Raw genomic sequence first — 25,610 nt, 5'->3', positions numbered from 1 at the left:
TCAATTGTGCTCGAGTAGGGCAATCAAGCGCGTGCCGATAATTTCACTCATCTGGGTCAGAAATAGGTTGCCCATACTGTAATGAAACCGGTTTTCCTCTTGGCTGCCGATTGCAATGATGCCTTCCAGTTGCGTAAAAGCCATCGGAATAATGGCGCATGACTTGACTTGCAGCGCATTGCCGCCAAACAGAACCTTGGCTTGTGCCAGGCTGGGACGCCCACATTTTGCCTGGTTGCTGGATAAAATAGGGTAAAAATGCTGCAAATCCGGGCTATCAGCTGAAATAAACAAGTTGCCGAGGTAAGAGTGTTGATCGGAAATGATTTTGATAGACACGAAGTCAGTCAAAAAATACTCGTTAAATACGTGTTCCAGATTGACAATGGCTTCTTCTAAAGTTGAAGCGTCCAATAACGCCAGCGTCAATTTATGCATGCGATTGAACGACGTATCATTGTCACGGGCAATCTCTATCAAGGCCGTAAGCTGGTTTTCCAATTCCTGGTGCTTGACTCTGAAAATCTCCAGTTGCTTGGATATCAGGGAAATAGCATCTCCGCTGGGATGCGGGATGGTCAGTTTTTCCAGCAGATTAAGATGATCATTAAAAAACTCCGGGTGTTTACGTAAATAATGCTCGACTTGCTCTTCGGATATTTCAGAAGTGATGTTGGGGTGGCTCATAGTTCAATATTTCCCTCGAAAACGATGCTGGCGGGACCAGTCATCAAAACAGGCTGACCTCGCCCGTCCCACTCGATTTTTAATTCGCCTCCGGGTAATTCCACGGTGACGTGATGATCCAGCAAGTGCTGTTCAATACCAATTACGACAGCGGCACAAGCGCCGCTTCCGCAGGCCATGGTTTCACCCGTACCGCGTTCATAGACACGCAGTTTAATATGATGTTTATCGATGATCTGCATAAAACCGATATTGGCCCGATCCGGAAAGTCAGGGTGGTTTTCCAAAAGCGGTCCAATCTCATGGACCGGCGCTGTTTTGACGTCGTGAACCTGCAAAACGGCATGAGGATTACCCATGGATACCGCTCCGAAAGCTTTTTCCGTGTTATTAACAATGGCGGTATAAAATCGGGATTCAACTGATGCCAAAAGCGGTATTTCCGCCGGATTGTGTTTGGGGATGCCCATATTGACGGTGATCATGCCGTCCCGGTCAAAGGATAGCAATAATTGACCGCTGTTGGTGTCGACCAGGATTTCATCCTTTTCTGTCAGTTGCTTGTCTCTAACAAATTTAGCAAAACAGCGAGCGCCGTTACCGCATTGAGAGACTTCGCTGCCGTCTGCATTGAAGATGCGGTACTTGAAATCGGCCGCATCACTTACCGGGGGTTCAACCAGTAGAACCTGATCACAACCGATACCAAAATGTCTATGAGCGATAAAGCGAATCTGCTCCGAAGACAATGAAATGTTTTGATGGATGGCATCAATAACGACAAAGTCATTGCCTAAGCCGTGCATTTTGGTGAACTTGATCATGCTGTTTTTTCTCTGTACATAAAAATGTAAAAACGTACGTCTTGTATTTCGAAACTATTGAATGTCATTGGTAACTACTTGCCTGACGGGGAATGGTTTCGCATTTTCCTGGCTTGCCTACGCAACAGAAAGCAGCGATTAGGCTGCTTTCTTAAGGCAGGAGTTTTTCACCTGTCCACAATTGTTCAAGGGTTTCGCGTTCCCGGATAACATAAGCAGACTCGCCGTCAACCATAATTTCGGGCGCTTTGGGTCTGGAATTATAGTTTGAACTCATGGTGAAACCGTAAGCGCCTGAAGACCGGATAGCCAGCAAGTCACCCGCATTGATTTTTAACTGACGGTCTTTACCCAAAAAATCGCCGGTTTCGCAGACCGGTCCGACAATATCCCATTCCAGTTCTTCAGCGGTACTGGTTTTGTCTACTGGAATAATAGCTTGCCAGGCGCCATAAAGCGAAGGCCTGATTAAATCATTCATCGCTGCATCGACGATGGCGAAGTGCTTGTCGGCGGTTTTTTTCAAATATTCGACTCGCGTGACCAAAATTCCGGCATTGCCGGCTATGGCGCGCCCCGGTTCCATCAGAATTTCGTACTCGCTTGAATCCAGCCGCTTCAGCACGGCTTCGACATATTCAGCCGGTTCATAAGGTTTTTCATCCCGGTAGCGGATACCCAGGCCTCCGCCCAGATCAACATGGTGTAATGCAATGCCTTGCTCAGCCAGCTTGGCAACCAAGACAAGAATGCGTTCCAGCGCATCCAGAAAAGGCTGGATTTCGGTCAGTTGAGAACCGATGTGACAGTCGATACCTGCGATCCTGATATGGGGCAATTGCGCGGCGCGCAGATATTCCGTATAGGCTTGTTCTATGGATAAGCCGAATTTATTTTCTTTTAATCCGGTAGAAATATAAGGGTGTGTTTTTGCGTCAACATCCGGGTTAACTCTGAACGAAACCGGAGCAACGACGCCGAGTTGTCCGGCAAGCTCATTGATCCTGTCCAGTTCACCGCTGACTTCAATATTAAAACAACGTATGCCGGTTGTTAGCGCAAAAGTAATTTCATCTTCGCGTTTACCGACGCCCGAAAATACGATTTTTTGTGGATCGCCACCGGCTTTTAATACTCGCTGTAATTCTCCCAATGACACAATATCAAACCCCGAGCCTAATCTGGCCAGCAGATTGAGAATGGCGATATTGGAATTGGCTTTAACGGCGTAGCAGATCAGGTGAGGATGATCGCCAAAGGCATCATTGAATGCGTGCCAATGCCTTTCCAGTGTGGCTCTTGAATAGATATAACAAGGTGTACCGTATTGAGCAACGAGGTCTGTTACCGGGCAGTCTTCAGCGAAGAGCCGGTCATTGTGATAATTGAAATAGTCCATGCTTATTTTTCTTTTTCTACCGTGATGGGGGGACGTTGATCCGGCAAGTACAGCGGTCCGGTTTGACCGCAGCCGGTCAGTAAAATGCTAAAAAGCAAAAGAACGGGGATGAATTTTTTTATCATAGCGGTTTAGCGTAAATGAGAGCAGGTAACCAGGTGGCTAATGGTGGCCAGAAAGCGAGTAAAGCCAGCATTAAGATCTGAATTGCGATAAAAGGTATCACGCCTTTATAAATCTGGAGTGTCGTGATTTCAGGTGGTGCGACGCCTCGAAGATAAAACAGTGCAAATCCAAAAGGGGGGGTCAAAAATGAGGTTTGTAAATTTAAGGCCATCATGACCCCCAACCATACCGGATTGATATCCATCGCCAGCAATACGGGGCCGACAATCGGAACGATCACGAAGATGATTTCGATAAAATCAAGCATAAAACCCAGCAGGAACATGATCAGCATGACGCAGAAAACCGCGCCGAACTTGCCGCCTGGTAAGTCCGAAAGCAGGCTGACAATCAATTCGTCTCCGCCAAAACCTCTGAAAACCAGAGAAAACAGAGCTGCACCCATCAGTATCATAAAAACCATACTGGTTACTTGCGTGGTGTTTTGTACGACGTAACGGATTTGCGGTAGATTAAATTCGCCTTTGACAATGGCCAGAATAATGGCGCCAACCGCGCCGACTGACGCCGCTTCGGTTGGCGTGGCCAGGCCGCCGATAATAGAGCCCAAAACCGATACGATCAGCGCCAGCGGCGGTGTCAGGCTGCTTAATACTTTGCCATAGAATCGCCAGTCACGTTCTACCGGTTGAACGGTCAACGGCATCAAGCCAGGTTTAAACAAGGCAAGTGCGGCAATATAGATAAGATACAAAACGACCAGGCTTAATCCGGGAATCAGGGCGCCGGCAAACAAGTCGCCTACTGAAACGGTTTCAGGCGCGAAAATGCCGTTATCCAATTGAGCCTGCTGATAGGCCGTAGAAATAATATCGCCCAGCAAGACAAGCACAATGGAGGGCGGGATGATTTGGCCCAGCGTTCCTGAGGCGCAAATCGTGCCGCAGGCGATGGCCGGGTCGTAATTGCGGCGCAGCATGGTGGGCAAAGAAAGTAAACCCATAGTGACTACTGTTGCACCAACTATGCCGGTGCTCGCCGCCATTAGCATGCCGACCAGAGTGACAGCAATGCCCAGGCCGCCTTTCAGAGAACCAAACAGATCCGTCATCGATTCAAGCAAACTTTCGGCAACTTTCGAGCGCTCCAGCATAACCCCCATAAAAACAAACAAAGGGACGGCAATCAGCGTTTCATTGGTCATAATGCCGTATAGCCGGTTAGGCAAGGCATTTAAAAAGGCGACGTCGAAGACCTCCAGCCATAAGCCTAAACCGGCAAAGGCAAGCGCAGTTCCGCTTAATGCGAAGGCAACCGGGAATCCGGACAGCAGGACGATAAATACGGCGGCAAACAGCCAGAGCGCCATCGCGTGTTCCATTTAATTCGATTCCTCTACAGGCTTTAAATTTAGCGCTATTAACAAACTGTCGAGAAAAAGCGCGCTGCCCTGCAAGGCAAGCAGGCAGGCCGTAATGATCAGCGTGGATTTGATCAGAAAAACGCCCGGTAAGCCGCCTGAATTACCCGAGCTTTCATGAATTTTCCAGGACTCCACGACATAATCCCAACTGCTCCAGCCGATAAAAGCCGTGACAGGGAGCAGTAATAAAATGACACCGGAGCAGTCAATCCAGGCTTTGGTTCTTCGGCTAAAACCTTGATAGAAAATATCGACCCTGACGTGACCGTCAACTTTCAATGTATAAGCTACGCCTAGCATAAACACTAAAGCATGCATGTAAGCAATGCACTCCTGAGAGGCGACGGAGCCATAGTTCAGGGCATAACGTAACACAACAATAAGAAATGTACCCAGTACCATGACCAGCGTCAGCCAGGATACGGCTTTTCCGACCCGGTCGTTAAGCGCATGAATAATCTGAATATAGACTTTCAGTGCTGGAACAAGACTTGACATAAATGGCGCACAAAAAAACGCTATTCTAAATGAAATTCAAGGCTAGAGAATAAATTTTAGCCCGTATTTTTTTTGGGCGAGACAGTGGTGGGGGTTTCTATCAGGAGGATGGGGATGAACAACAGCAACATGAACGCAATCGCCAGAAAGCCCGGATTGACAATGTCTTTCAGCCAATAGCAGCCAAGACTTCCCCATAAAATGCGCATGGGACCTGGAAGTTTGAACGGTTTCATAAGCGTTAACCTGATTGATGTATTCTGAATTCTAGGGGAGTTTGGCTGATTGAGCAAAAACGGTTCGCAAACTATGAAGCAGTTCAAATGTTGATAAAAATAGATGGCTTAAAAAGCAACAATCGAATTTGATTTGAAATTGACCCAGATGGCCTCGCCCAAGCGCAGGTCAAGATCCTGCAATGCTTCATGAGTGATTAACGCCAGGAATTTTTCATCACTGCTGACCTCTACACAGACTTTGCCGGCCTCTTCTGAAATAGAGGTGATGCGGCCGGGGAATTGATTACGTATGCTGGAAATCAGCGGTGTGCGAGACAGTACGATTTCATGAGGATCAATCGAAATATGACGGCAATCGGAGACATCCCCCGGCAAACGGATCAACAACTTGCCCGTATCGAAGCTATTACCTTGGGTAAAGCCGCCAAAGAGATTGATCAGCGGGGAATCGACTTGAGCACCCTGAACAAGGGAGATGACAGGTCCTGCCAAGGCCAAACCCTGTAAACGGTTATGCGTGCTGAAAATCAGGGTTTGTTGCGCCTGACTGATAAAGCCGCTGATAAACTGCTCCATGAGCTGGTTGCTGGAATGATCCAGAAAATTAAACGGTTCGTCCATCAGCAGTACGTCTGGCTCAGTAATCAAAGCCCTCGCCAGCGCTGTTTTCTGAAGTTCGCCGCCCGATAAGCTATTAGCCTGATGATTGACCAGATGACCAATACCGAATTGAGCCAGCGCGTCATCAATCTTTTGACGGCTTCGTGAAGATTTTACGCCGTGAAATTTAAGCGCCAGCAACAGGTTTTCTTTCACTGTGCCTCGAAACATAAAGGGATTTTGCGGTAAATAACCGATTTTTCGAATAAGTCTACGGCGATTTTTGCCGGAAACTTTTTCTCCCATGAACACAACTTCGCCTTGCTGAGGACTCAGCGTCAGAGACAATATATTCAATAATGTGCTTTTGCCACATCCGTTTGGGCCAATCAGAGCTGTGACTTGTTGCCCATGAATCCATAGCTCAGGCAGGGACAATACTGTCTTATCATCGTATGCAAAACGGATGTCATGCAGTTCATAAATACCATTCAAACGAGGTTATCCTCAAAATCGTTAATCTCAGCAACCGGATGTTATTGTAACGGTATTTTATTTCCGGTTTATGGTTCAATAACAACACAGAATGTTCACGGTCAGTAGCCCCATGGTTGTAAATTTAGGCCATCGCAATGAATCGATAGGCAGTGGCGTATGAGCGGGCCATGCCCGCGACCAAATGTGGCTCAATCGCGGGCATGGCCCACTCCTACAAAATACGCTTAACTTAACGGCATTGGCCGGTAGACTGAATGAAGCAACGCGAAATCCGGATAACGCGTTGCTTCAACCTGGCTATTTAGTATTGATATTACAGGGGGCAAAATTATGAAAAAACTGAAGTATTTATTAGGGATGATGATTTTTACGGTTGCCTTTGAAGGCTATGCAGAAACTGTATTGAGAATGTCTACAACAACCAGCACAGAAAGCAGCGGTTTGCTGAAAGTGTTGAATCCGGCTTTTGAAAAGCGCTATGGTGTCAGGGTTGAAGTTTTAGCGGTTGGCACGGGCAAGGCTCTGAAATTAGCCGAAAACGGAGACGTGGATGTGCTTTTGGTGCACGCGCCTGACGCTGAAACGGCTTTCGTAGCCGCGGGTTATGGCGTTAATCGCAAGCGGGTCATGTTTAATGATTTTGTTTTGCTGGGTCCTGATAAAGACTATGCCGGTGTTAAATCGGCTCAAACAATTGACGAAGCCTTGCAAAAAATAAGCAAAGCCAACGCCTTGTTTATTTCCAGGGGTGATGATTCGGGTACTCATCAAAAGGAACTGGCGCTCTGGCAAAAAACAGGTCTTAAGCCTCAGGGTGGCTGGTATATATCGGCTGGCCAGGGTATGGGGGCAGTTTTAATGATGGCCGATGAAAAACAGGCGTATGCGTTATCGGATAGAGGCACTTATCTCGCAATGCAGACAAAATTAGAATTGCGGATTCTTTATGAGGGAGATGAGGCCCTGGTGAATCCTTATCATGTGATTGCGGTTAATCCCCAGCGTTTCCCCAAAATCAATTATGAATCGGCGATGCGCTATATCGAATTTTTGACTGGCGATGAGGGGCAAGCGCTGATTGCAGGTTATAAAAAACAGGGTCAGGCATTATTTCATCCCGATGCGGAACGCTAAAGCAGGATTCAGTCATATGGCTGGAACACGGCGATTCCACCCGTAAGTGTAAATAAACGGCATTATCAGTTCTTTTTTTGCTCGAGATATCAATCAGCTAAGCTTTTTGCCCTGATTTTACACATTCAAAAAGGAGTTCGTCATAGGCATCTTTAGGCAGGGTATCATCACATTGCACGCCATAGTGCGTGCCTTGGCATAAATGTTTTATTTCGCCGCGAATGGCAACCGGAATCTGCGAGTTGGGCAGAATTAAAATAATGGAGACTCTGCCCTCGCTTTCTTCGGGAAGAGGACTGTCCAGATGAATTTTAATACCGGTATAACTCAAGTCGATAACGTCGCCTTCAAATTCGAGGGTATCATTGGCAGGACGCTTAATCGTGAGATGGGCTTTAATCCCATCGACTGAGAAGCGAGGGTGGTTACGCCTTTCTTGTTGCATAGTCATTCGCCTAAAAAAAAATCAGTGAAAGCGAGTATAGATCAATTGCGCTTTATGAGGATAGGTTGCCCTCTTCAGCGCAAGACTTTATCCCTCCTTATTTTGATGTAAGCAGGGTTCGAACGACCTTGTTAGGTCCTTTCGAGCTTAAAAATACCCAGCAAAAAAAACGCCAATGTTCGTTAGCGTACACAGAAGCTAGCGTATTGAGAGTTATAATGCCGGAAAAGGTAATTTCCTTTGTTGAGTCAAGCTATGTCCGATAAACATTCGCCGCTACAAAACCATCTGATCAATGCCTTACCGGCAGAAGATCAGGCCCGTTTGATACCCCTGCTCGAATGGGTCCCGATGACTTTAGGACAGGTCTTGTACGAATCCGGTGATACCTTGCGTCATGTTTATTTTCCGACAAACTCCATCGTATCGCTGCTTTATGTTACGGAAAGCGGTGCTTCGGCAGAAATCTCGGTCGTGGGTAACGAAGGCATCGTCGGCGTTGCTTTATTTATGGGCGGTGAAAGCACTACGAACCGGGCAATTGTGCAAAGTGCCGGCCATGCTTACCGCTTGCCGGGCAAATACTTCAAGAATGAACTCAATCAGCACGGTCAACTCATGATTTTGATGCTGCGTTACACGCAGGCTCTGCTCACTCAAATGGCCCAGACGTCAGTCTGCAATCGTCATCACAGGATTGACCAGCAACTTTGCCGCTGGCTTTTGCTTTCACTGGATCGGTTGATGAGTAACGAGTTGGTGATGACGCATGAACTGATAGCCAACATGCTGGGCGTTCGACGCGAAGGGGTAACCGATGCCGCGTCAAAACTTCAAAAGTTGGGCGTTATCGAATATCACCGCGGCCATATCACGGTACTGGATCGCCCAAAGCTTGAGGAACTATGCTGTGAATGTTATGCCGTGGTCAAACAGGAAACGGATCGCCTGTTACCCTATGTTCCTAAGCAGCCAGTAAAATAACGGCCTATTCACCGCTCACTATGTGTTGAAGCGAACAGACGCAAGTGCCAGTCTTGATCAGACTGCAGCATCGGGAATGCAAAGTCTTTTTCCCGGATTGTCCTTGATTTTTCTTGAGTGTATAGAGATAAGCAAATGTCTGATGTGGCTTCAATCCAGGTAGCCAATGAGCTGATCAATGGTTTGCCTGACAATGAATACTGCAGGATTCTGGCATGCTGTGAACCTGTGGAACTGATTTTAGGTGAAATTCTTTGTGAATCCGCCCAACACTTTGAGCACGTGTATTTTCCGCTCACCGGTTTCATCTCGCTAGTGAAGACGCTGGATGGACACAAACCCCTTGAAATGGGGCTGATCGGTAACGAAGGTATGTTGGGAGTGACGCTGGCTCTGGGCGTTAATTTGGCGCCTATGCAGGCCATCGTTCAAGGCGAAGGGATTGCCCTGCGTATCAGTGCCAATCAATTTAAACGTGAATTGAACGAGAGCCCCTGTTTACATCGTATGCTCAATCTCTACCTTTATGTGCTGCTGACCCAATTATCCAAAACGGCTGCCTGTACTCATTTTCATGAGATCGAACCCAGACTGGCGCGTTGGTTGTTAATGACGCATGACCGGGTGCATGACGATCATTTTCATCTGACTCAACAGCTTCTAGCCGACATGCTGGGTGTGCGCAGAAGCGGTGTGACGATAGCTGCCGGGGCCTTGCAACAAAGAAAACTGATCAGTTATGTTCGCGGCGAGATCACGATAATCAATCGCAAAGGACTCGAAGCCGCGTCCTGTGAGTGTTACAACGCATTGGCCGACGATTACACGAACTTGTTGGCGTTGGATAGCACGGATCGGCTATGACTGTTCAGCGATGACAAATTAGGCAGCAATTCCCTGTTTGTAATCTCCTGATTTGCAGGCGGTTTCTGGTAACCCCATAAGCGCCCGTCATGCCCATCCGGAAACGGGCATCCAGTGCCATGGAGGGCAAGCTTCGAGCTATCCATTTTGTTTCGTTCACTTTAAAGCACAGGTTTCTGCTGGCGGAAGCTGTTATGGATTTTTTTGGATACCCGTTGACATAAGCCGGGCATAGTTTTCGGCAGTGAGGGGACGGCTGAATAAGAAGCCCTGGCCTTCTTCACACTGTCTCGCTTTCAGAAAGGTCAATTGATTTGCCAGTTCCACGCCTTCAGCAACCACCCGTTTCTTGAGACTGTTGCCCATGGCGATCACGGCGCTGACAATAAAACCATTTTCTTCGATTGAGGAAATGTCTTGCACGAATGATTTATCTATTTTGAGAATATCGATAGGAAACAAGGACAGATAACTCAGGCTGGAATATCCGGTGCCGAAATCATCTACGGCTAATTGTATGCCTATAGCCTTGAGTTGTTTAAGTATGGTTTTACTGGCTTCGGCATCGTTCATCAACACGCTTTCTGTAATTTCCAGTTGCAGTTGGTAGGGGGGTAACCCGGTTTCCTTCAATATGGTTCGCACATCTTCAACAAAATCTTTTTGGGTGAATTCCAGAGAGGAAACGTTGACTGCAACGGATAAAGGATTAAAGCCTGCATCCTCCCAGCTTTTGATCTGAGCACAGGCTTCTCTTATCACCCAGCGGCCAATCGGCACAATCAGTCCGCAATCTTCCGCTATCGGGATAAAACGGTCGGGCTGTACTTCGCCCCATTCAGGGTGAATCCAGCGCAGTAAAGCTTCTGAGCCGGAAATTTTGCCGGTAACCAGATTGACCTTAGGCTGGTAATGAAGCACAAATTCCTGTCTATCCAGCGCGAGCCTTAAATGAGCCTCTATGACTTGCCTCTCCACTGCGCGAACATTCATTTCGCTTTTGAAGAATTGATGATTATTGCGGCCTTTTTCCTTGGCGTGATACATCGCGGTATCTGCATTTTTGATCAGTGTTTCGGCATCCTGACCATCAGAAGGATAAACGCTGATGCCGATGCTGGTTGATATGTGTAATTCTTGTGCGTCAATCTTGTGAGGCGTTGCTAACACTTTGAGTATTTTGTTTGCCGTTAATGTCGCATTTTGTGATTCCTGGTTCTGCGTCACGAGAATAACAAATTCATCCCCACCAATGCGGCTCACCGTGTCGGAATCGCGTACACAGGAAGACAGGCTTAGGGCTACCGATTGCAATAATTTGTCACCGATACCATGGCCCAGCGAGTCGTTGACATACTTGAAATTGTCCAGGTCCAGAAAAAGCAAGGCAAGTTGAGTTCCGCGCCGCTTCGCCAGAGCAATCGACTGATTGATACGGTCGTTAAGCAGTACACGGTTAGGCAAATTCGTCAAAAAATCATGATGTGCCAGATAAGCCATTTTTAAGGCCATCGCTTTAGCCGCCGTAATATCGTGAAAGACGATAACCGCACCGGCCAGTTTGCCCTCCCAATTATGGATAGGCGCAATCGAATCCTCTATGGCTATTTCGTTGCCGTTACGTTGAATCAACAGCGTGCCTGCGGCTAATGCCATCGGCAAATTTTGCTTTAGTACCCATTCGACCGGATTGGGTTCGGGTTCGCCGGTCGTGCCATTGATAATTTGCATCACTTCGCCGATGGGATGGCCATGCGCCTCTTCACGCTGCCAGCCGGTCATATGTTCCGCTGCCAGGTTCAGATAGTCGATGCGACCCGACATATCGGTAGCGATGACCGCATCGCTGATCGAATTAAGTGTAATTTCGGCACGCGCTTTTTCAATAAAAAAGGATTCCTCAACAATTTTTCGCAGGATAATATTACGCAGCGTTTGCGGAACAAGATTGCTGTCAAAGTTATTTTTGGAAAGATAGCCTTGCGCCCCGCGTTGTAAGGCTTCTGATGTCAGGGGTTCGTCATCGGTGGTGTCGAGTATCATGATTGGCGTGTGCTGAGCTACAGCGAACAGCTTATCGAAGGTGTCAATGCCCTGACTGTCAGATAGCGCCAGATCCAGTAAAATCGCATCAATGCCGTTTTTGTTCAGACTTTTAAGTCCTTCAGTCAGAGTAGTGACTGATTCCATGGAGAATGAATGGTCTTTGCCAAGGGCGGCTTCCAGGTTTTTGGCATCGGAGACATTCCCGGTGATTATCAGAACTTGATTCATCATAATGATGCATCTTCCTTATGGGTTAAACAAAGCGGCTATGAGCGTGTGTTTTGAGGATACAAAAAAAAGCCTACTCAGCGCAGCTGCGTAGGCAAGGTAGCAATACTGCTAGCTACAGTTGGCCTTGTTAATGAGTTGTCTTGGCAGTTAACCGGTGCAATGACAGCTTTGCTGTCATCGATAATTTCACTATTGGGCTAATAGTCATATTAATTATCCTTACTGAAATTGTTGGTAACTCAACATCCGGTCTGTAAATCATTGTCCCCTCAATCCTCTTAATAGTCGGTGCGTTATCGTACAAAGACTTTGATATCGCTCTTTATAGTGGCGCGCAGATCCAGTCCGGCATTACCGGTGTTTACCCTGCGTGAATTTCGGGGGCGCCCATCTCTATTCGTATGTGGTGCAGGTTGCCATCATCCAGCAGTGTTACCGTGTTGCCTTGTGCTTGCTGTTTACCGTCCAGTTCTATCAAGGCGATTCCGCTCATGACGCCGTTGGGATTATCAACCGTGATCTCATAAAGGGTTTTTCCGTGCCGGTAACTCAGATTGTAACTGCGCCAGGTACCAGGAATGCAGGGCTTGAAATGCAGTTGATCGGTGGTGACCTGCAGGCCCAATACGTGCTCTAGACCGGCGCGGTAAAACCAGCCCGAAGCACCTGTATACCAGGTCCAGCCGCCTCTGCGTGCATGGGGCGGCTCGGCGTAGATATCCGCTGACATGACATAGGGTTCGACTTTATAGGCATAGGCGCCGGTGGGGCTGGCCGTCCGGTTGATAGGATTAAGAATGCGCAGCAGTTCCGCGGCCTGATCGCCCTGGCCCAGCATGGCATAGGCAATAACGGTCCAGATTGCTGCATGGGTATATTGACCTCCGTTTTCCCTTACGCCCGGCAGGTAGCCTTTAATGTAACCGGGATCTCGCGGAGTTTGGTCGAACGGCGGCGTGAAGAGCAATATCAGGTCATCACCGTGGCGAATCAGATAGTCGTGTACCGAATGCATGGCGCGGCGCGCCCGTTCTGGTTCGGCTGCGCCGGAAATCACCGCCCAGCTTTGGGCAATTGAATCGATGCGGCATTCAACATCGGCAGCGGAACCCAGGGCTGTGCCGTCGTCATAAAAGGCGCGACGGTACCAGGCGCCGTCCCATCCTTCTTTTTCTACTGCCAGTTTCAAGTCGGCAACGTGTGCCGTCCAGCGAGATGACCGTTCGGTCTCGCCTCTTGCTTCGGCCTGCGGTGCAAAATCGGTCAGCGTTTTAATCAAGAACCAGGCTAGCCAGACGCTTTCACCTTTACCGAGTTGGCCGATCCGGTTCATGCCGTCGTTCCAGTCGCCGCTGCCAATCAAAGGCAAGCCATGAATCCCCACGGATAGGCTCAGATCAAGCGCTCTTGCGCAGTGTTCGAACAAGGTCGCTTGCAGATCAGATACGGTAGGGTCGAAATAAGCATCTTCCTTTCCCGGTTCAATGACAGTTCCTTCCAGGAAAGGTAGGGTCTCATCAAGTACGCCGCTATCACCACAGACTTTGATGTAATGGTTGACAACATAGGGAAGCCAGATACGGTCATCGGAAAAATGGGTGCGGACGCCACGACCGGTAGGCGGATGCCACCAGTGCTGGACATCGCCCTCAGGGAACTGGCGCGCCGCTGCCCGGAGGATTTGGGTTTTGGCAATATCCGGCCGGGACACGGTCAGTGCCATGACGTCCTGTAGTTGATCACGGAAACCGTAAGCTCCGCCGGCCTGGTAAAAGGCGGCTCTCGCCCATATCCGGCAACTGAGGGTTTGATAGGGCAGCCAGCGGTTCAACATCAGATCCAGCCCCCGGTCCGGCGTTTTTACCTGTACTTTGTTCAGTAGTTCTTCCCATTGGTATTTAACGGCATGAAAGAGATTATGAACTTCAGCAGCCCGATAACGGCTGATCAGTTGTTGGGCATGTTCCCGGTCATCTCCCTGGCCCAGCAGAAAGACCAGCTCGATTTGTTCATAGGGGCCGATTTCCACGCTGGTTTCCAACGCGGCGCAAGGATCCAGTCCGGCTCCTGTGCGGTTTTTGTGCTTGTACTCGGGGCTCATGTAAGCTGGTGCCGCAAGATTGCCATTGCGTCCGATAAAATCGCTACGGCTTCCGGTCCAGGCTGTTTGACGGCCGCACATGTCGGCAAAAGCAATGCGCGTGCTGAAATCCTGGCTCCATGGGTTAACTGCGAACAAGGCGCCAGTTTCGGGGTCCACTTTCGTGACTATATACGGTGCGGTGACGGTGCGCGATGCGCCAAGTACCCATTCGACGTAAGCGGCTACGCGTATTTTCCGCGCGCGGCTGGTCATGTTTTTGAGTATCAGTCTCGAAATCTTGACCGGATCATCGATGCTGACGAATTGCAGCAGTTCACTGTAAATACCGTGTGAGAGATGTTCGAAACGGCTATAACCCTGGCCGTGCCGGATGATGTAACTCGCGTTTTCGATTCTTATCGGCAGTGCTGTCGGCGTCCAGAGGTCACCATTTTCCTCATCGCAGAGATAGAATACCTCACCCGATGGATCACTGACCGGATCGTTTGACCAGGGTGTTAACTGGTTTTCATGGCTGTTTAGCGACCAGGTGCAGCCGCTACCCGATTCCGAAACCATAAAACCGAAATCGGCGTTGGCAATGACGTTAATCCAGGGCGATGGCGTGAATTGTCCCTTGTCCAGCACAATTACATATTCCCGGCCATCATCGGCAAAACCTCCCAATCCGTTGAAAAATTCAAGTTCGGGTATCTTTATTAAGTTTGTGGCGTTTTCCTCTCGCACTTTAGCGACCGGTTGCGGGATAAATTCCGCCGGTGGCTGTTGGCGTCTCATCAATTGTTCTGTCAGTATGCCCCTGCTGGATACCAGCACGGCTCTGGCTGCAGTTTTCAGAAGCAACAGATCTTCTTCGGGCAGTTGATCGGCCCGCAACACAAAAATGGCACCATTTTCGTTGTTTCTATGATGTCGGGTGAAGCATTGTGATTCCTGTACCAGATTTTCCAGCGAGGTTTGAAGTTCACCTACATAGGATGTCGCCTTGTCGTTAATGATCACCAAATCGACAGTGATATGTTTCATCCCCCAATATTCGTGAGCTCTCAATATTTGACAGACGAGCATTTGATCTTCCGCTTCACTGATGCGCAACAGCAGGATGGGATGATCGCCAGAAATACCATGCCGCCATAGACCGGTTACATTCAAACGGTTGAGTTGCAACAGTTTGCCGGGCGGACGCAGAGAAGGGTCCGCAAAAGTCAGATGGTTGGCCAGGATTTGAAACAGATGGGCCTCGTCCGGCCGTATTCCCAGATAATGCAACTGAACTTGCGCATGAGTCCAGGCAAGGGCTGAAACATCCTCAAAAGTCGAGGCATGACGATATTTGTCTACCAGTTTCTCCAGTGACTCCCTTGAGGCTGCGGCGATAGTGGTGAACGTTGCGTGCGCGGTCGCTCCCGGTTCTATATGCACGCGTGTCCGCAAACTAAACACAGGATCGAGTACCGGTCCGATCGTATTGCTGAGAGGGCGATCGTCCATCACGGCAATGGGCTCTTTGAGGGTATGCCCTCTCCCGATAAAGCGGGCGCGATCGGTTTCATATTGCAAGCTTCCGCTGATATCGAGACCTGAGAGCAGATGCGCTGCCCAGACGCTGGGGTCGTCAGACGAGCGCGGACGGCGTTTGGCGATCAGTCCGCGCGCTTGAGGCAAATACTCGGTCTGTATGAATAAATTGGAAAAAGCAGGATGGGCGATATCCGAACGCTGAGGTGCGAGTACAATTTCAGCATAGGAGGTAATGTCAATTACAATGCTCTGCGTGCCGTTATTAGTCAGGCTAAGACGGCGGATTTCAGCATCGTCCTCCGGAGAAACGACAATTTCCAGAACGCTGGATACCGAGCTGTCAGTGCGACTGATACGGACACGGTCTTCGAGGAAAACGGCTTCGTATTGATCGGGAATGGCAGTGGTCGGTTGATATCCGGCTGACCAGACTCGGCCACTATCGCAGTCGCGAAGATAGATATAACTGCCATGGTTATCGCGGGTCGAGTCTTCACGCCAGCGAGTCACCGCCAGGTTTTCCCAACTGCTGTGACCGGATCCTGCGGCAGTTATCATCACGGTGTAACGGCCGTTGGAAAGCAACTGTGAGGAAGGTATAGGGGAAGTAGGCGATGGTTTACGAATCACCGGTGGTTCTGCAAACGCTCTTATTTCAGCCCGTACCTGAGTGAATTTGGGGCCGGTAGTATCTATATCACGCGGACTGCGTTCCTGCAGCAGAAGGTCGGTTGCACGAATAATGGGTATGGCATGAAAGCGGTGGCGCATCAGGCCATCGAAAACCACGTTAGCTAAAGCGACCAGGGACATGCCCTGGTGGTGAGCCATGTAACAGCGCACGATAGCAACTTCCTGACCTTCTGCGCGCCGCGTCGGGGTGAAATCCAGCGCTTCAAAAAATCCGAAGCGGCCCAAAGCGCCTATTTTTTCAAGCCTTGCGAAATTCTCCGTGGCTTCATGCGGTTGGTACATCGCAGCCAGGGCGCTGGAATAAGGGGCAATCACCAGGTTCTCTGCGAGACCTCGTTTCATGCCAAGTCCGGGTACGCCGAACGCAGAGTATTGGTAGGTGAACTCCAGGTCGCGCTGGTTCATGGCAGATTCTGATATTCCCCAAGGCACGTTACGCTCTTGACCGTATTCAATCTGCTTTTTGACTACCCGACGGCACGTTTGATCGAGCAGACTATAGCGGGGTGTAAAGCTGACCAGCGAGGGCATCAGGTATTCAAACATAGAACCCGACCAGGATAGCAGGACGGGGCCGTCTGCTGCGTGAGTAACTCTTCGCCCCAGGTGAAACCAGTGAACGCTGGTCACGTCGCGTTTGGCGATGGCTATTAAACTGGTAAGCCGGGCTTCTGAAGCCAGTAAGTCGTAATAGCTGTCGTCAAGAACGCCTTCTCTGGCCTGATAGCCCAGTGCAAATAAATGTCTGTCAGGGTTATATAGAAATTTAAAGTCCATTTCTTCGAAAAGACGCAGTGCCTCTGTCGAAATGTTATCCAGACGTCGGGTAAGCGCTGCAGCATTTTCCCCGCCACGCAGCAGAGCTTTTTCCAATTCAGCTGGAACCACCGGTTTTTCTGCGTTTCCGCTCAATGTTTTGATATGGTCAATGGCCAGTGCATAGCGGTCTGCGAGTTCGGCTACGCCTATATCGGGCCGTAGCAGTGCAAGCAGCTCATCGCCGGGTATCGCTGCCGCATTGAGGTGGGCTTCAAGGCGCTGCATGCAATTGAGCCAGGGCATCAGGTTATCTCTGTCGCGAGCATGGGAGCGGAGGTCGTCGCATAACAATCCGGCCCATTCCTGTGCCGGGTCTGCGGCTTCGTCGCCGCGTTCTGCGGCGAAGGCGCGCACCAGGTCTAACAGGTTATCTGCACAGAGTGCCAAGCGGTTCCAGCCAATTGCATCCTGTGGCGCTTCAGTCAGGAGCTTGCCGAGAGTAACCGCTTTTTGCTTCAGCTCTTCCAATGTCACGACCAGCGTGCGCCGTTCATTAGCGATGGCATCAAGTGCTGCGGTCAGTAGTCTATGGCTGTCGCCCAGTCCCTGCCAAGTTGAAGAGAACTCCAGAGGCTGCTCTGCCGCTTCCCTGCAGCTTTGCGCCAAGGTCAGTAAATGTCCGGCCAGATTGCCGCTGTCTACGGTTGATATGTAATGAGGTTCCAGCGCATGGAGATCACGCGTGTCGTACCAGTTATAGAAATGGCCGTTAAGACGAGGTAGCTTTGTGAGGGTTTCCAGTGTCGCTTCCAGGCGATCGACGGTATCCATTAGGCCTAACCAGCCGAAGTCACGCGCCGCGATCACCGATAACAGGTAAAGACCGAAGTTGGTAGGTGAGCTTCGGTGAGCGACAACCGGATGCGGGATTTCCTGGAAGTTGTCGGGCGGTAAATAATTGTCTTTCTGGGTCACGAAAGTTGAAAAGAAACGCCAGGTACGCCGTCCAATCATGCGCAGTTGCATCGCGTCTTCGGGGCGCAGGGCTTCGAGAGGGTCTAGCTGCGGAGGCAGGCTCAACGCGCGGGAGATAAACGGAGCGAACCACCACAACAGCAGGAACGGCACAGCGCTTTTGATGTTGTCCGGATTGAAGATCAGTATCAGTGTTCCGGCAATGAAAATGATGGCGGTCGATCCGCCCAGGGGCAGAATGATGGTTTTTAATGTATGCCCTGACAACGTTTTAGCTTGCAGCGCGGTGACCCATTTGAGCATTTTGCGCCGGGTTACGAACACCCTGAGCAAGGTGCTGACTATGGCATCGACCATAAGCCAGGCTTGATGGGCGAGCAAGGTCAGACCTACCAAGCCGTTGCCCAGTCCCAACAGCACATTTTCCCAAGCTGAGCGCAGATGAATGCGTATAGGGAGATCGCTTGAACTGGGTACAAGACTTTCAGCCAAGGCCATCAATGCGGGCATTGCCAGTGAAGTCAGCACGAAACCAACCAGCATGACTTCGGGTGCATCCGGTATAGTCCAAGCGGCAATCAACGCGAAAAAGGCTGCAGGCGCAGAAAGGGACCTGCGAAGATTATCCAGCATTTTCCACCGGCCAATGAAAGGTATGCCCCGGCTGCTTATGCCAAAGATCCATGGCAATAATTGCCAATCACCGCGGGTCCAGCGGTGGGAACGAGAGTCGGCAACTTCCGTATGGGAAGGAAACTCTTCGAAAAACTCGATGTCGCTGACCAGACCGCAACGGACAAATACGCTCTCGAATAAATCATGGCTGAGCTGGGTGTTTTCGGGTACGCGTCCGGACAACGCCGCTTCAAAAATGTCCACATCATAAAGACCTTTGCCGGTAAAGGTGCCCAGTCCAAAAAGGTCCTGGTAAACTTCCGATACCAGGCTGGAATAGGAATCCATGCCGGATGCGCCGGCGAAAATCCGGTGAAACATCGAATGCTCTTGCCTAAGTGGCAGGGTCGGTGTGATGCGTGGTTGAAGGATGCCATAGCCGGCGACGACCCGGCCTGAGACAGGATCAAAAACGGGACGGTTGAGCGGATGCGCGGCGGTGCCCACCAATTTATTAACCACACCGATGGGTAGGCGGGTATCGGCATCGAGGGTAATCACGTAGCGCACGCCTTCCGGTGTGGAGGCAGGCTTTCCATCTATGGGTAAAAAGGAGGTGTCTTGGGCGCCGCGCAGAAGCCGGTTAAATTCGTGTAATTTACCTCGTTTGCGTTCCCATCCCATCCATTTGCCTTCTCCGGGGTTCCACATGCGCTCTCGGTGGAAAACGAAAAAGCGATTGCCTTCATATTTGTCATTGAGATCAGCAACACCTGATAGCGCGCGGTTTAGCCGTCGCTCATCATCGGGTAGGGTTTTACTATCGGCATCCGTCCAATCAGACAGCAGGGCAAAATAGACATCTCCGTCCGGATTGGCCAGATAACGAACCTCCATCTGCTCGATTTGTTCAATGACGTTAATTTCATTGGCGAAAAGAGTAGGAACCACCACAAAGGTGCGCATTGATTCCGGGATGCCGGACTTAAGTTCCAGTCTGGGCAGATGCCGCGGCGATAGAAGACTCAAAATGCCGCGATTTACGAGGTTCGTGGCAATGTCAGAGGCGGGAAAGACAGCGAACAGCGTGATTATGGCTAGCGAAAACCAGCCAAGCCCGGCGTTTATGCTGGCACTCAAGGGTAAACTGAGTAATAACAAGGTCGTCAGTACCCCAATGCTGCCCAGATAAGCTTGCCCCGCATAAGAGATGAAACCTCGCAATAAGCGGTTCTTGAGCGGGGGACGAAATTTAACCTCTTCCTCAAATTCGTTGCGTCCCTGACCGATCAAATAATAACCCGGATCATTTCGCAGTTCGTCAAAGTCAGGATTAACAGCGTTAGTGTTGACTTTACTGATTACCTTTTTTGCAATCTCCAGTTCCGTATTAGGTGAACGTCGGGCAAGATCCTCTATAGCGTGCCGATAGCGGTCACGCGTAAGAAAATCTATAAGGGGATAGCCACTATGTTCTCGGAGACACTCGTCAACAAGGCTCACGCGCGTTACAAATTCACGCCAATCGAACGCGGAGATTGCGCGCATGCTGGTCATAATGTTGCGCACGGTCATATTGGCGGCGATCTGCGCGGCATGCTCTTTCTGCACGACTTCGTCCAAAGACAAGCCTTGTTCGGATAACCATTCATTTAAAAAGTCCAGGGAAGGAGCGGTCCCCGGATGAGGGTCATGCAGACGCTGTAAAATCTGAACGGAGAAAGCCTGTCGCAAGGTAACGTGCGGTAAGGCCCCCTGAGAAAGGACCAGGGTCGATTTATCACTCTGGTCATTGAAGCGTTCAATTTCATCGACGAACTCGTCGGCTAGGCGCCTTCCCGCTTGTGAACGCATGATGAGAACAGCCAGCCTGCGCAGGTTCTCCAACATCAGCACGCGTAGCGTAATAGGTATTGCCCAGAGTTCACCGAGGTTGAGTGGCTGGATGCGCTGGTAAGCCCTGACGAAAAGCGTCAATTGTGCAGGGTCAAACCGGCTGTCCGTATGGGCTATCATCGCCCAGGCTATGCCGTAAACACGAGGGTAGCCGGCGAGGTTTCCATCCGCCAGTTTGGGCAGTTCCCGGTAATAACTTTCCGGCAAGTGGATGCCGATGTCATGCACCTGTTCTTCAATGACATGAAAATTATCAAGCAGCCACTCGGCTGCCGGTGTGATGGCGCGCTGCTCCTCCGTTACCTGAGTGATCGCGGCATGGACGGCAAGCAAAACCCGTGCATTTTCTTGTACACGCGGCAAAAGCTTTTTGCGATGGTGAACTCCGTTGACTTTCTGTGCTTTCGCCAGACTTACCGCGTGCTCTTCAAACTGCTCGTTAGTAAAAAGCACTGAGCGGATGGGTTTTTCTTCTCCTCCCGGGGCTTCAAGCCTTACTTTACGTCGTTGCTCTTTTTTTTTCGACATGACGATGATTCTCCGAATAGGGGCGTGGCGAAATAGACAATCAAAGCGGCTGAAGAAACTGAATGCGTTTAAACGATATCACTGCTTTTTAAATATAAGAGGTGATTCGTGACTCAATGAGTCCCTGAAAATTGCCCGACTACTTGCTTCGAGAGGGTCAATTAAACTCATCTGAGATAAGGGGCCAATATTCCAACATCATCAAAGGAAGGAAATCTATAACCTCGGGAATATCCAAGTAACGACTCTCAGCGGCTTGTGCTTATAGCTACAGCGTAATGGGTTGGCTGCCAATGGTCTGTACGGTAACAAACATTGCAGCCGGTTGGGCTCGCCAAAAGCAGGCAGCCCTGGAGAATATAACGGAGCAGAGCTGGCCAAAATGGATATGTTAGCTACCGTACAGACCATTGGCAGCTTTATTGTTATGTTGTTATCAAGGTTTAGAAAACAACGTAGAAGGGCGGCTTCTAAGCTCAGTTTCCCGAGAGAGGGAATATCATTCTTAAATCAAACGGAGAACAGGCATGAATAAGAATCAGTTGAAGGGTAACTGGATGCAACTCAAAGGCACAGTAAAGGAAAAATGGGGTGATTTGACCGATGATGAGTTAGAGCAAATTGCGGGTAATCGCGACATTCTTCTTGGCAAGATTCAGGAAAAATACGGAATTGCTCAAGAAGAAGCCGAAAAACAAATCGAGGAATGGGAAAAGCGCCTTGATTGATAATTTTCAATCTAATTCGTCAGTGCCTGATTAACAGTAAACCGCATTAATTAAGAGTAGGTCGGGCACACGCTCTGCGGAAACCATCAGCTTCGGGTTTACCAGATGGCTTGGTTCATTCACTGAATACCGACTACTTACAAAAAAATCACAATTTGGAGCAAGATAATCATGAACATGTCAAAAATCGCATCAGGTTTTTTAATAGGTCTTTTATTAGCCACATCAGTGGTTGGCTGTACTTCTACCCCGACTCGATCGAGCACCGGTGAATACATAGATGACAGCGTTGTTACTTCATCCATCAAGGCTTTGATCTACGATGATCCTGAACTGAAAATTGGTCAGATCAGCGTTAAAACCTACAAGGGTGTCGTTCAGTTGAGCGGTTTCGTGAATTCCAAACAAGCTGCCGACAAGGCTGCTGCACTAGCCAGATCGGTCAAGGGTGTCGATAGAGTCGATAACAGCTTGATCGTGAAATGATTCGGCAGAACGCAGCACTCACTTTTACCTTTAAATCAGGAGTACGAACATGTCAACAGGTACAATTTTAATTGTCATTTTGGTTTTAATTTTGTTAGGCGTCATTCCTACCTGGTCTCATAGCCGGTCATGGGGATACGGACCGACAGGAGGAATTGGGCTTATTTTGCTTATCCTGTTAGTTTTGGTCTTATTGGGCAAAATCTAATAAGGCATTAGCTTTTATTGTCGTTCGAATGTGGTTTCAATTATCGATTTGTCCTTTGTCTCTAGTCGCCGGACATTTCTGATTCAATAAGAGCATCGGCTGGTGGTGTTTTTACTCCCGGAGGGAGTAGGTATGGAAAGGTATTATGAAATTTTCGAAATGGTCGTCGTTACGCACAATTCCATGCTTTTTGATTCAGAGTCTTACCTGCGAAAGTACTGCACGAGCCATGGGGAGCAATTGGTGTTCGGTAATTATGTCGTCAATTGGCCGGACCATATCCGGATAAGGCGATTTAATGAACATGCCGAGTTTTACGGACCTTTCAAGACTCGAAAGGAAGCTCAAGCGACTCTCGACTGGATGTATGACGTCTATCGTCAATATATATTGCGCCTTTCAGTCAATGACAGGTGCAAAACTTGGGATAGCGTCTCGTTGTCAATGATGAATTGCCCGGAGAGAACTTATGAAAAATCCGACAGTTGTCGCTTTAGGTAACTTAGAATTGAGCCCAGCCAATCAAGACTGGCTTCCCCCGAGTTCGTTCGAAAAAAGCAATCCGAAACCCACAATTTGCGAACTTCCCTCTATCAGGACGGATGAACAGCATTTGATTGCCGACTTTAAAAGCTATTACGGATACCGATTAGGTAGGGATCAGTCCTGTAAATCACTGCACTATGCTTACGAGGCGTTATCGCTGGCAATCAGTGACCGTATCGTCGATCATTGGAAGAAAACCTACAACGCTTACAAAGAACAGGATTGCAAAAGAGTCAGTTATCTGTCCATGGAGTTTTTAATGGGGCGGACACTGAGTAATAACATGATTAACCTGGGTATTACCGACGCTGTATTAAAGGCCGTGTACAAACTAGGCCTTGACCTGGAAGAATTGATGGAGGCTGAACATGATGCGGGGCTGGGTAACGGGGGTCTGGGTCGGCTGGCCACCTGTTTTATCGACAGCTGCGCGACTTTGAGCTTACCGGTTACGGGCTATGGTTTGCGCTATGAATACGGCATGTTTTCTCAGCTGATCATCAATGGTGAGCAGGTTGAAGCCCCCGATCGCTGGCTACAAGACGGCAACATCTGGGAAACTGAACGCTTCGAATATCGGCAAATCATTAAGTTCGGGGGGCGCACTAATTACTATACTGATAATCAAGGTATAAGCCGTGTTTGCTGGATTGACACGCATGATGTGCTGGCGGTCCCTTTTGACACGCCTATTCCAGGTTTTCGAAACGGTGTCGTGAATACCTTGCGCTTATGGAAAGCCGTAGCAAACGAAGAATTTGATTTTCAGGAATTCGACGGCCGTAATTATGCCGAAATCGTTGTACAAAAAAACATGGCAGAAAACATAACCATGGTGTTGTACCCCAATGATGTCAGCGAAAATGGCAAAGAACTTCGTTTAAAGCAGCAATACCTGCTTGCTTCTGCAACCTTACAAGATGTCATTGCGACCTGGATCGGTCGGCATGGCAATGATTTTTCCGAATTTACTGCAAAAAACTGTTTCCAACTGAATGATTCGCACCCCAGCATAGCGGTGGCCGAATTGATGCGTTTGTTAATCGATATCCATAAATTGAGTTGGGATGACGCCTGGAAAATAACCAAAAACACGATGGCCTATACCAACCACACCTTGTTGCCGGAGGCTCTGGAATGTTGGTCTGTCAATTTATTCAAGCAGCTCTTGCCGAGACTGCTGGACATCATTTTTGAAATCAATGCGCGGTTCCTGGTTGATGTCTCCCGGCGCTGGCCCGGTGATACGGAGCGTCTCGCTCGTATGTCATTGATCAAAGAAGGCACGGATCAACAGGTCAGAATGGCTTATCTGGCCATAGTGGCAAGTTATTCGGTCAACGGTGTTGCCAAATTACACACCTCGCTATTACAAAAAGGCTTGTTCCGTGATTTTTACGAAATGTGGCCGGATAAATTCAATAACAAAACCAATGGTGTTACGCCCAGACGCTGGATAGCTTCGTGTAACCCCGGCTTGGCTGATTTAATCACAGCAACGATCGGTGATGGCTGGTTGACCCATTTGGACAGGCTGGAAAATCTCGCCCCTTATGCCGACGATAGTGATTTTCGCCAACGCTGGTGGCAGATCAAGCGCAATGCAAAGCAATGTCTGATCGATTTCCAGAAACAGCAACATGACATTGAACTTAGCCTTGACGCCTTGTTTGACGTGCAAGTCAAACGCATCCATGAATACAAACGACAACTATTGAATGTGCTGCATGTGATTCATCTTTATGACCGAATCAAGCGGGGCGATACGGAAAACTGGACAAACAGGAATGTGTTTATAGGCGGGAAGGCAGCGCCGGGCTATTACATTGCCAAAAAAACCATCAAATTAATCAACAATGTCGCCGATGTGATCAATAACGATCCGGATGTAGGCGACCGTCTCAAGCTGGTATTTCTAAAAAACTACCAAGTTTCTGCGATGGAAATCATTTGTCCCGGGACCGATCTTTCAGAGCAAATTTCAACGGCCGGAAAAGAAGCTTCCGGTACCGGGAATATGAAGTTCATGATGAACGGAGCGTTGACCATAGGTACTTTGGACGGCGCCAATATCGAGATACGCGATGAAGTAGGTCCCGAAAATTTCTTTCTATTTGGTATGACCGTCGATCAGTTAGAGGCCTATCGGCAGCACTATGATCCGCTTACTGTGATCAATGAGGATCCGGATTTGGCTAGAGTATTCGAGCTTCTTGACGGGGGGCATTTCAACCGGTTTGAACCGGGTATTTTTGATGGCCTGATTGCCTCGCTCAAAAGTAAACAGGATCCCTGGATGTCCATTGCTGATTTCCGAAGCTATGTCGATACCCAAAAACGTGTAGAAGCAGCCTATAGGGATACGGAACACTGGGTTCGTATGAGTATCCTTAACACGGCTCATAGCGGAAAATTTTCCACCGACAGAACCATTACCGAGTACAACCAGGACATCTGGAAGCTGATACCCATTAACATGTCAGATAGTCATAGCGGTTAGCTGAGTCATACCCATCGTAGATCGAAATTCGGCACCGGGGTGCCCGTCAAAGA

At 49.1% G+C, this 25,610-nt stretch carries 19 protein-coding genes; 8 read left to right on the top strand and 11 right to left on the bottom strand.

Annotated elements, in window-relative coordinates; translation table 11 throughout:
• The 8 genes from Q7V32_RS06700 to Q7V32_RS06665 form a co-directional block, all read right to left on the bottom strand.
• A complete protein-coding gene (locus Q7V32_RS06700; protein WP_304896205.1) occupies positions 1–687 on the bottom strand; it encodes a DUF484 family protein in 687 nt (228 codons plus the stop codon).
• Complete coding sequence (gene dapF / locus Q7V32_RS06695; protein ID WP_370690782.1) at positions 684–1,511, bottom strand: diaminopimelate epimerase; 828 nt, start codon at positions 1,509–1,511, stop codon at positions 684–686. The genes Q7V32_RS06700 and dapF overlap by 4 nt, the downstream gene beginning before the upstream one ends.
• Positions 1,512–1,662: 151 nt before the next feature.
• The gene (gene lysA / locus Q7V32_RS06690) at positions 1,663–2,910 is read right to left on the bottom strand and encodes a diaminopimelate decarboxylase (RefSeq protein ID WP_304896204.1); all 1,248 of its coding nucleotides are present in this window, start codon (positions 2,908–2,910) and stop codon (positions 1,663–1,665) included.
• A gap of 2 nt (positions 2,911–2,912) precedes the next feature.
• The gene (locus tag Q7V32_RS06685; RefSeq protein ID WP_304896203.1) at positions 2,913–3,035 is read right to left on the bottom strand and encodes a lipoprotein; all 123 of its coding nucleotides are present in this window, start codon (positions 3,033–3,035) and stop codon (positions 2,913–2,915) included.
• Positions 3,032–4,417, bottom strand: a complete 1,386-nt coding sequence (locus Q7V32_RS06680; RefSeq protein WP_304896202.1) for a TRAP transporter large permease subunit — start codon at positions 4,415–4,417, stop codon at positions 3,032–3,034. Before Q7V32_RS06680 ends, Q7V32_RS06685 begins: the two co-directional genes overlap by 4 nt.
• Complete coding sequence (locus Q7V32_RS06675; protein ID WP_304896201.1) at positions 4,418–4,957, bottom strand: TRAP transporter small permease subunit; 540 nt, start codon at positions 4,955–4,957, stop codon at positions 4,418–4,420. It abuts the gene before it with no gap.
• Between the two features lie 56 nt (positions 4,958–5,013).
• Positions 5,014–5,193 (bottom strand): hypothetical protein, encoded by a 180-nt coding sequence (locus Q7V32_RS06670; protein WP_304896200.1) that lies wholly within the window; start codon positions 5,191–5,193, stop codon positions 5,014–5,016.
• Positions 5,194–5,301: 108 nt separating this feature from the next.
• Positions 5,302–6,291 carry an ATP-binding cassette domain-containing protein gene (locus Q7V32_RS06665; protein ID WP_304896199.1) on the bottom strand — a complete coding sequence of 330 codons (990 nt, stop codon included), beginning with the start codon at positions 6,289–6,291 and terminating at the stop codon, positions 5,302–5,304.
• 333 nt (positions 6,292–6,624) lie between these two features.
• On the opposite strand from Q7V32_RS06665, the gene Q7V32_RS06660 reads away from it, so the two are divergent.
• On the top strand, positions 6,625–7,428 hold the full coding sequence (locus Q7V32_RS06660) for a substrate-binding domain-containing protein (protein ID WP_304896198.1): 804 nt from the start codon (positions 6,625–6,627) through the stop codon (positions 7,426–7,428).
• Positions 7,429–7,525: 97 nt separating this feature from the next.
• Here the strand turns inward: Q7V32_RS06660 and Q7V32_RS06655 are convergent, their stop codons facing one another.
• Entirely contained in the window at positions 7,526–7,873 is a 348-nt protein-coding gene (locus tag Q7V32_RS06655) for a PilZ domain-containing protein (protein WP_304896197.1), read from the bottom strand.
• 255 nt (positions 7,874–8,128) lie between these two features.
• Here Q7V32_RS06655 and Q7V32_RS06650 point away from each other — a divergent pair, with 255 nt between their 5' ends.
• Positions 8,129–8,857 (top strand): Crp/Fnr family transcriptional regulator, encoded by a 729-nt coding sequence (locus Q7V32_RS06650; protein WP_304896196.1) that lies wholly within the window; start codon positions 8,129–8,131, stop codon positions 8,855–8,857.
• A gap of 135 nt (positions 8,858–8,992) precedes the next feature.
• Positions 8,993–9,721: a Crp/Fnr family transcriptional regulator gene (locus Q7V32_RS06645; protein WP_304896195.1), complete on the top strand. Its 729-nt coding sequence runs from the start codon at positions 8,993–8,995 to the stop codon at positions 9,719–9,721.
• A 192-nt stretch (positions 9,722–9,913) separates the two neighbouring features.
• On the opposite strand, the gene Q7V32_RS06640 is transcribed toward Q7V32_RS06645, so the two are convergent.
• Positions 9,914–11,998 carry an EAL domain-containing protein gene (locus tag Q7V32_RS06640; RefSeq protein WP_304896194.1) on the bottom strand — a complete coding sequence of 695 codons (2,085 nt, stop codon included), beginning with the start codon at positions 11,996–11,998 and terminating at the stop codon, positions 9,914–9,916.
• 361 nt (positions 11,999–12,359) lie between these two features.
• Complete coding sequence (locus tag Q7V32_RS06635) at positions 12,360–21,089, bottom strand: GH36-type glycosyl hydrolase domain-containing protein (RefSeq protein ID WP_304896193.1); 8,730 nt, start codon at positions 21,087–21,089, stop codon at positions 12,360–12,362.
• A 527-nt stretch (positions 21,090–21,616) separates the two neighbouring features.
• On the opposite strand from Q7V32_RS06635, the gene Q7V32_RS06630 reads away from it, so the two are divergent.
• The 5 genes from Q7V32_RS06630 (at position 21,617) to Q7V32_RS06610 (ending at position 25,557) form a co-directional block, all read left to right on the top strand.
• Positions 21,617–21,817, top strand: coding sequence for a CsbD family protein (locus Q7V32_RS06630; RefSeq protein ID WP_304896192.1), 201 nt, complete (start codon positions 21,617–21,619; stop codon positions 21,815–21,817).
• 171 nt (positions 21,818–21,988) lie between these two features.
• A complete protein-coding gene (locus tag Q7V32_RS06625; RefSeq protein WP_370691429.1) occupies positions 21,989–22,303 on the top strand; it encodes a BON domain-containing protein in 315 nt (104 codons plus the stop codon).
• Positions 22,304–22,352: 49 nt separating this feature from the next.
• Positions 22,353–22,511 carry a DUF3309 family protein gene (locus Q7V32_RS06620; RefSeq protein ID WP_304896191.1) on the top strand — a complete coding sequence of 53 codons (159 nt, stop codon included), beginning with the start codon at positions 22,353–22,355 and terminating at the stop codon, positions 22,509–22,511.
• Between the two features lie 132 nt (positions 22,512–22,643).
• A complete protein-coding gene (locus Q7V32_RS06615) occupies positions 22,644–23,012 on the top strand; it encodes a hypothetical protein (protein WP_304896190.1) in 369 nt (122 codons plus the stop codon).
• Complete coding sequence (locus tag Q7V32_RS06610; protein WP_304896189.1) at positions 22,981–25,557, top strand: glycogen/starch/alpha-glucan phosphorylase; 2,577 nt, start codon at positions 22,981–22,983, stop codon at positions 25,555–25,557. The genes Q7V32_RS06615 and Q7V32_RS06610 overlap by 32 nt, the downstream gene beginning before the upstream one ends.
• The last annotated feature ends 53 nt before the right edge of the window (positions 25,558–25,610 follow it).

The organism is Methylicorpusculum sp. (assembly GCF_030651835.1).
GTDB lineage: Bacteria > Pseudomonadota > Gammaproteobacteria > Methylococcales > Methylomonadaceae > Methylicorpusculum.
Note: the sequence above shows the minus strand (reverse complement) of the source record. Positions and strands in the feature narration are given on the sequence as shown.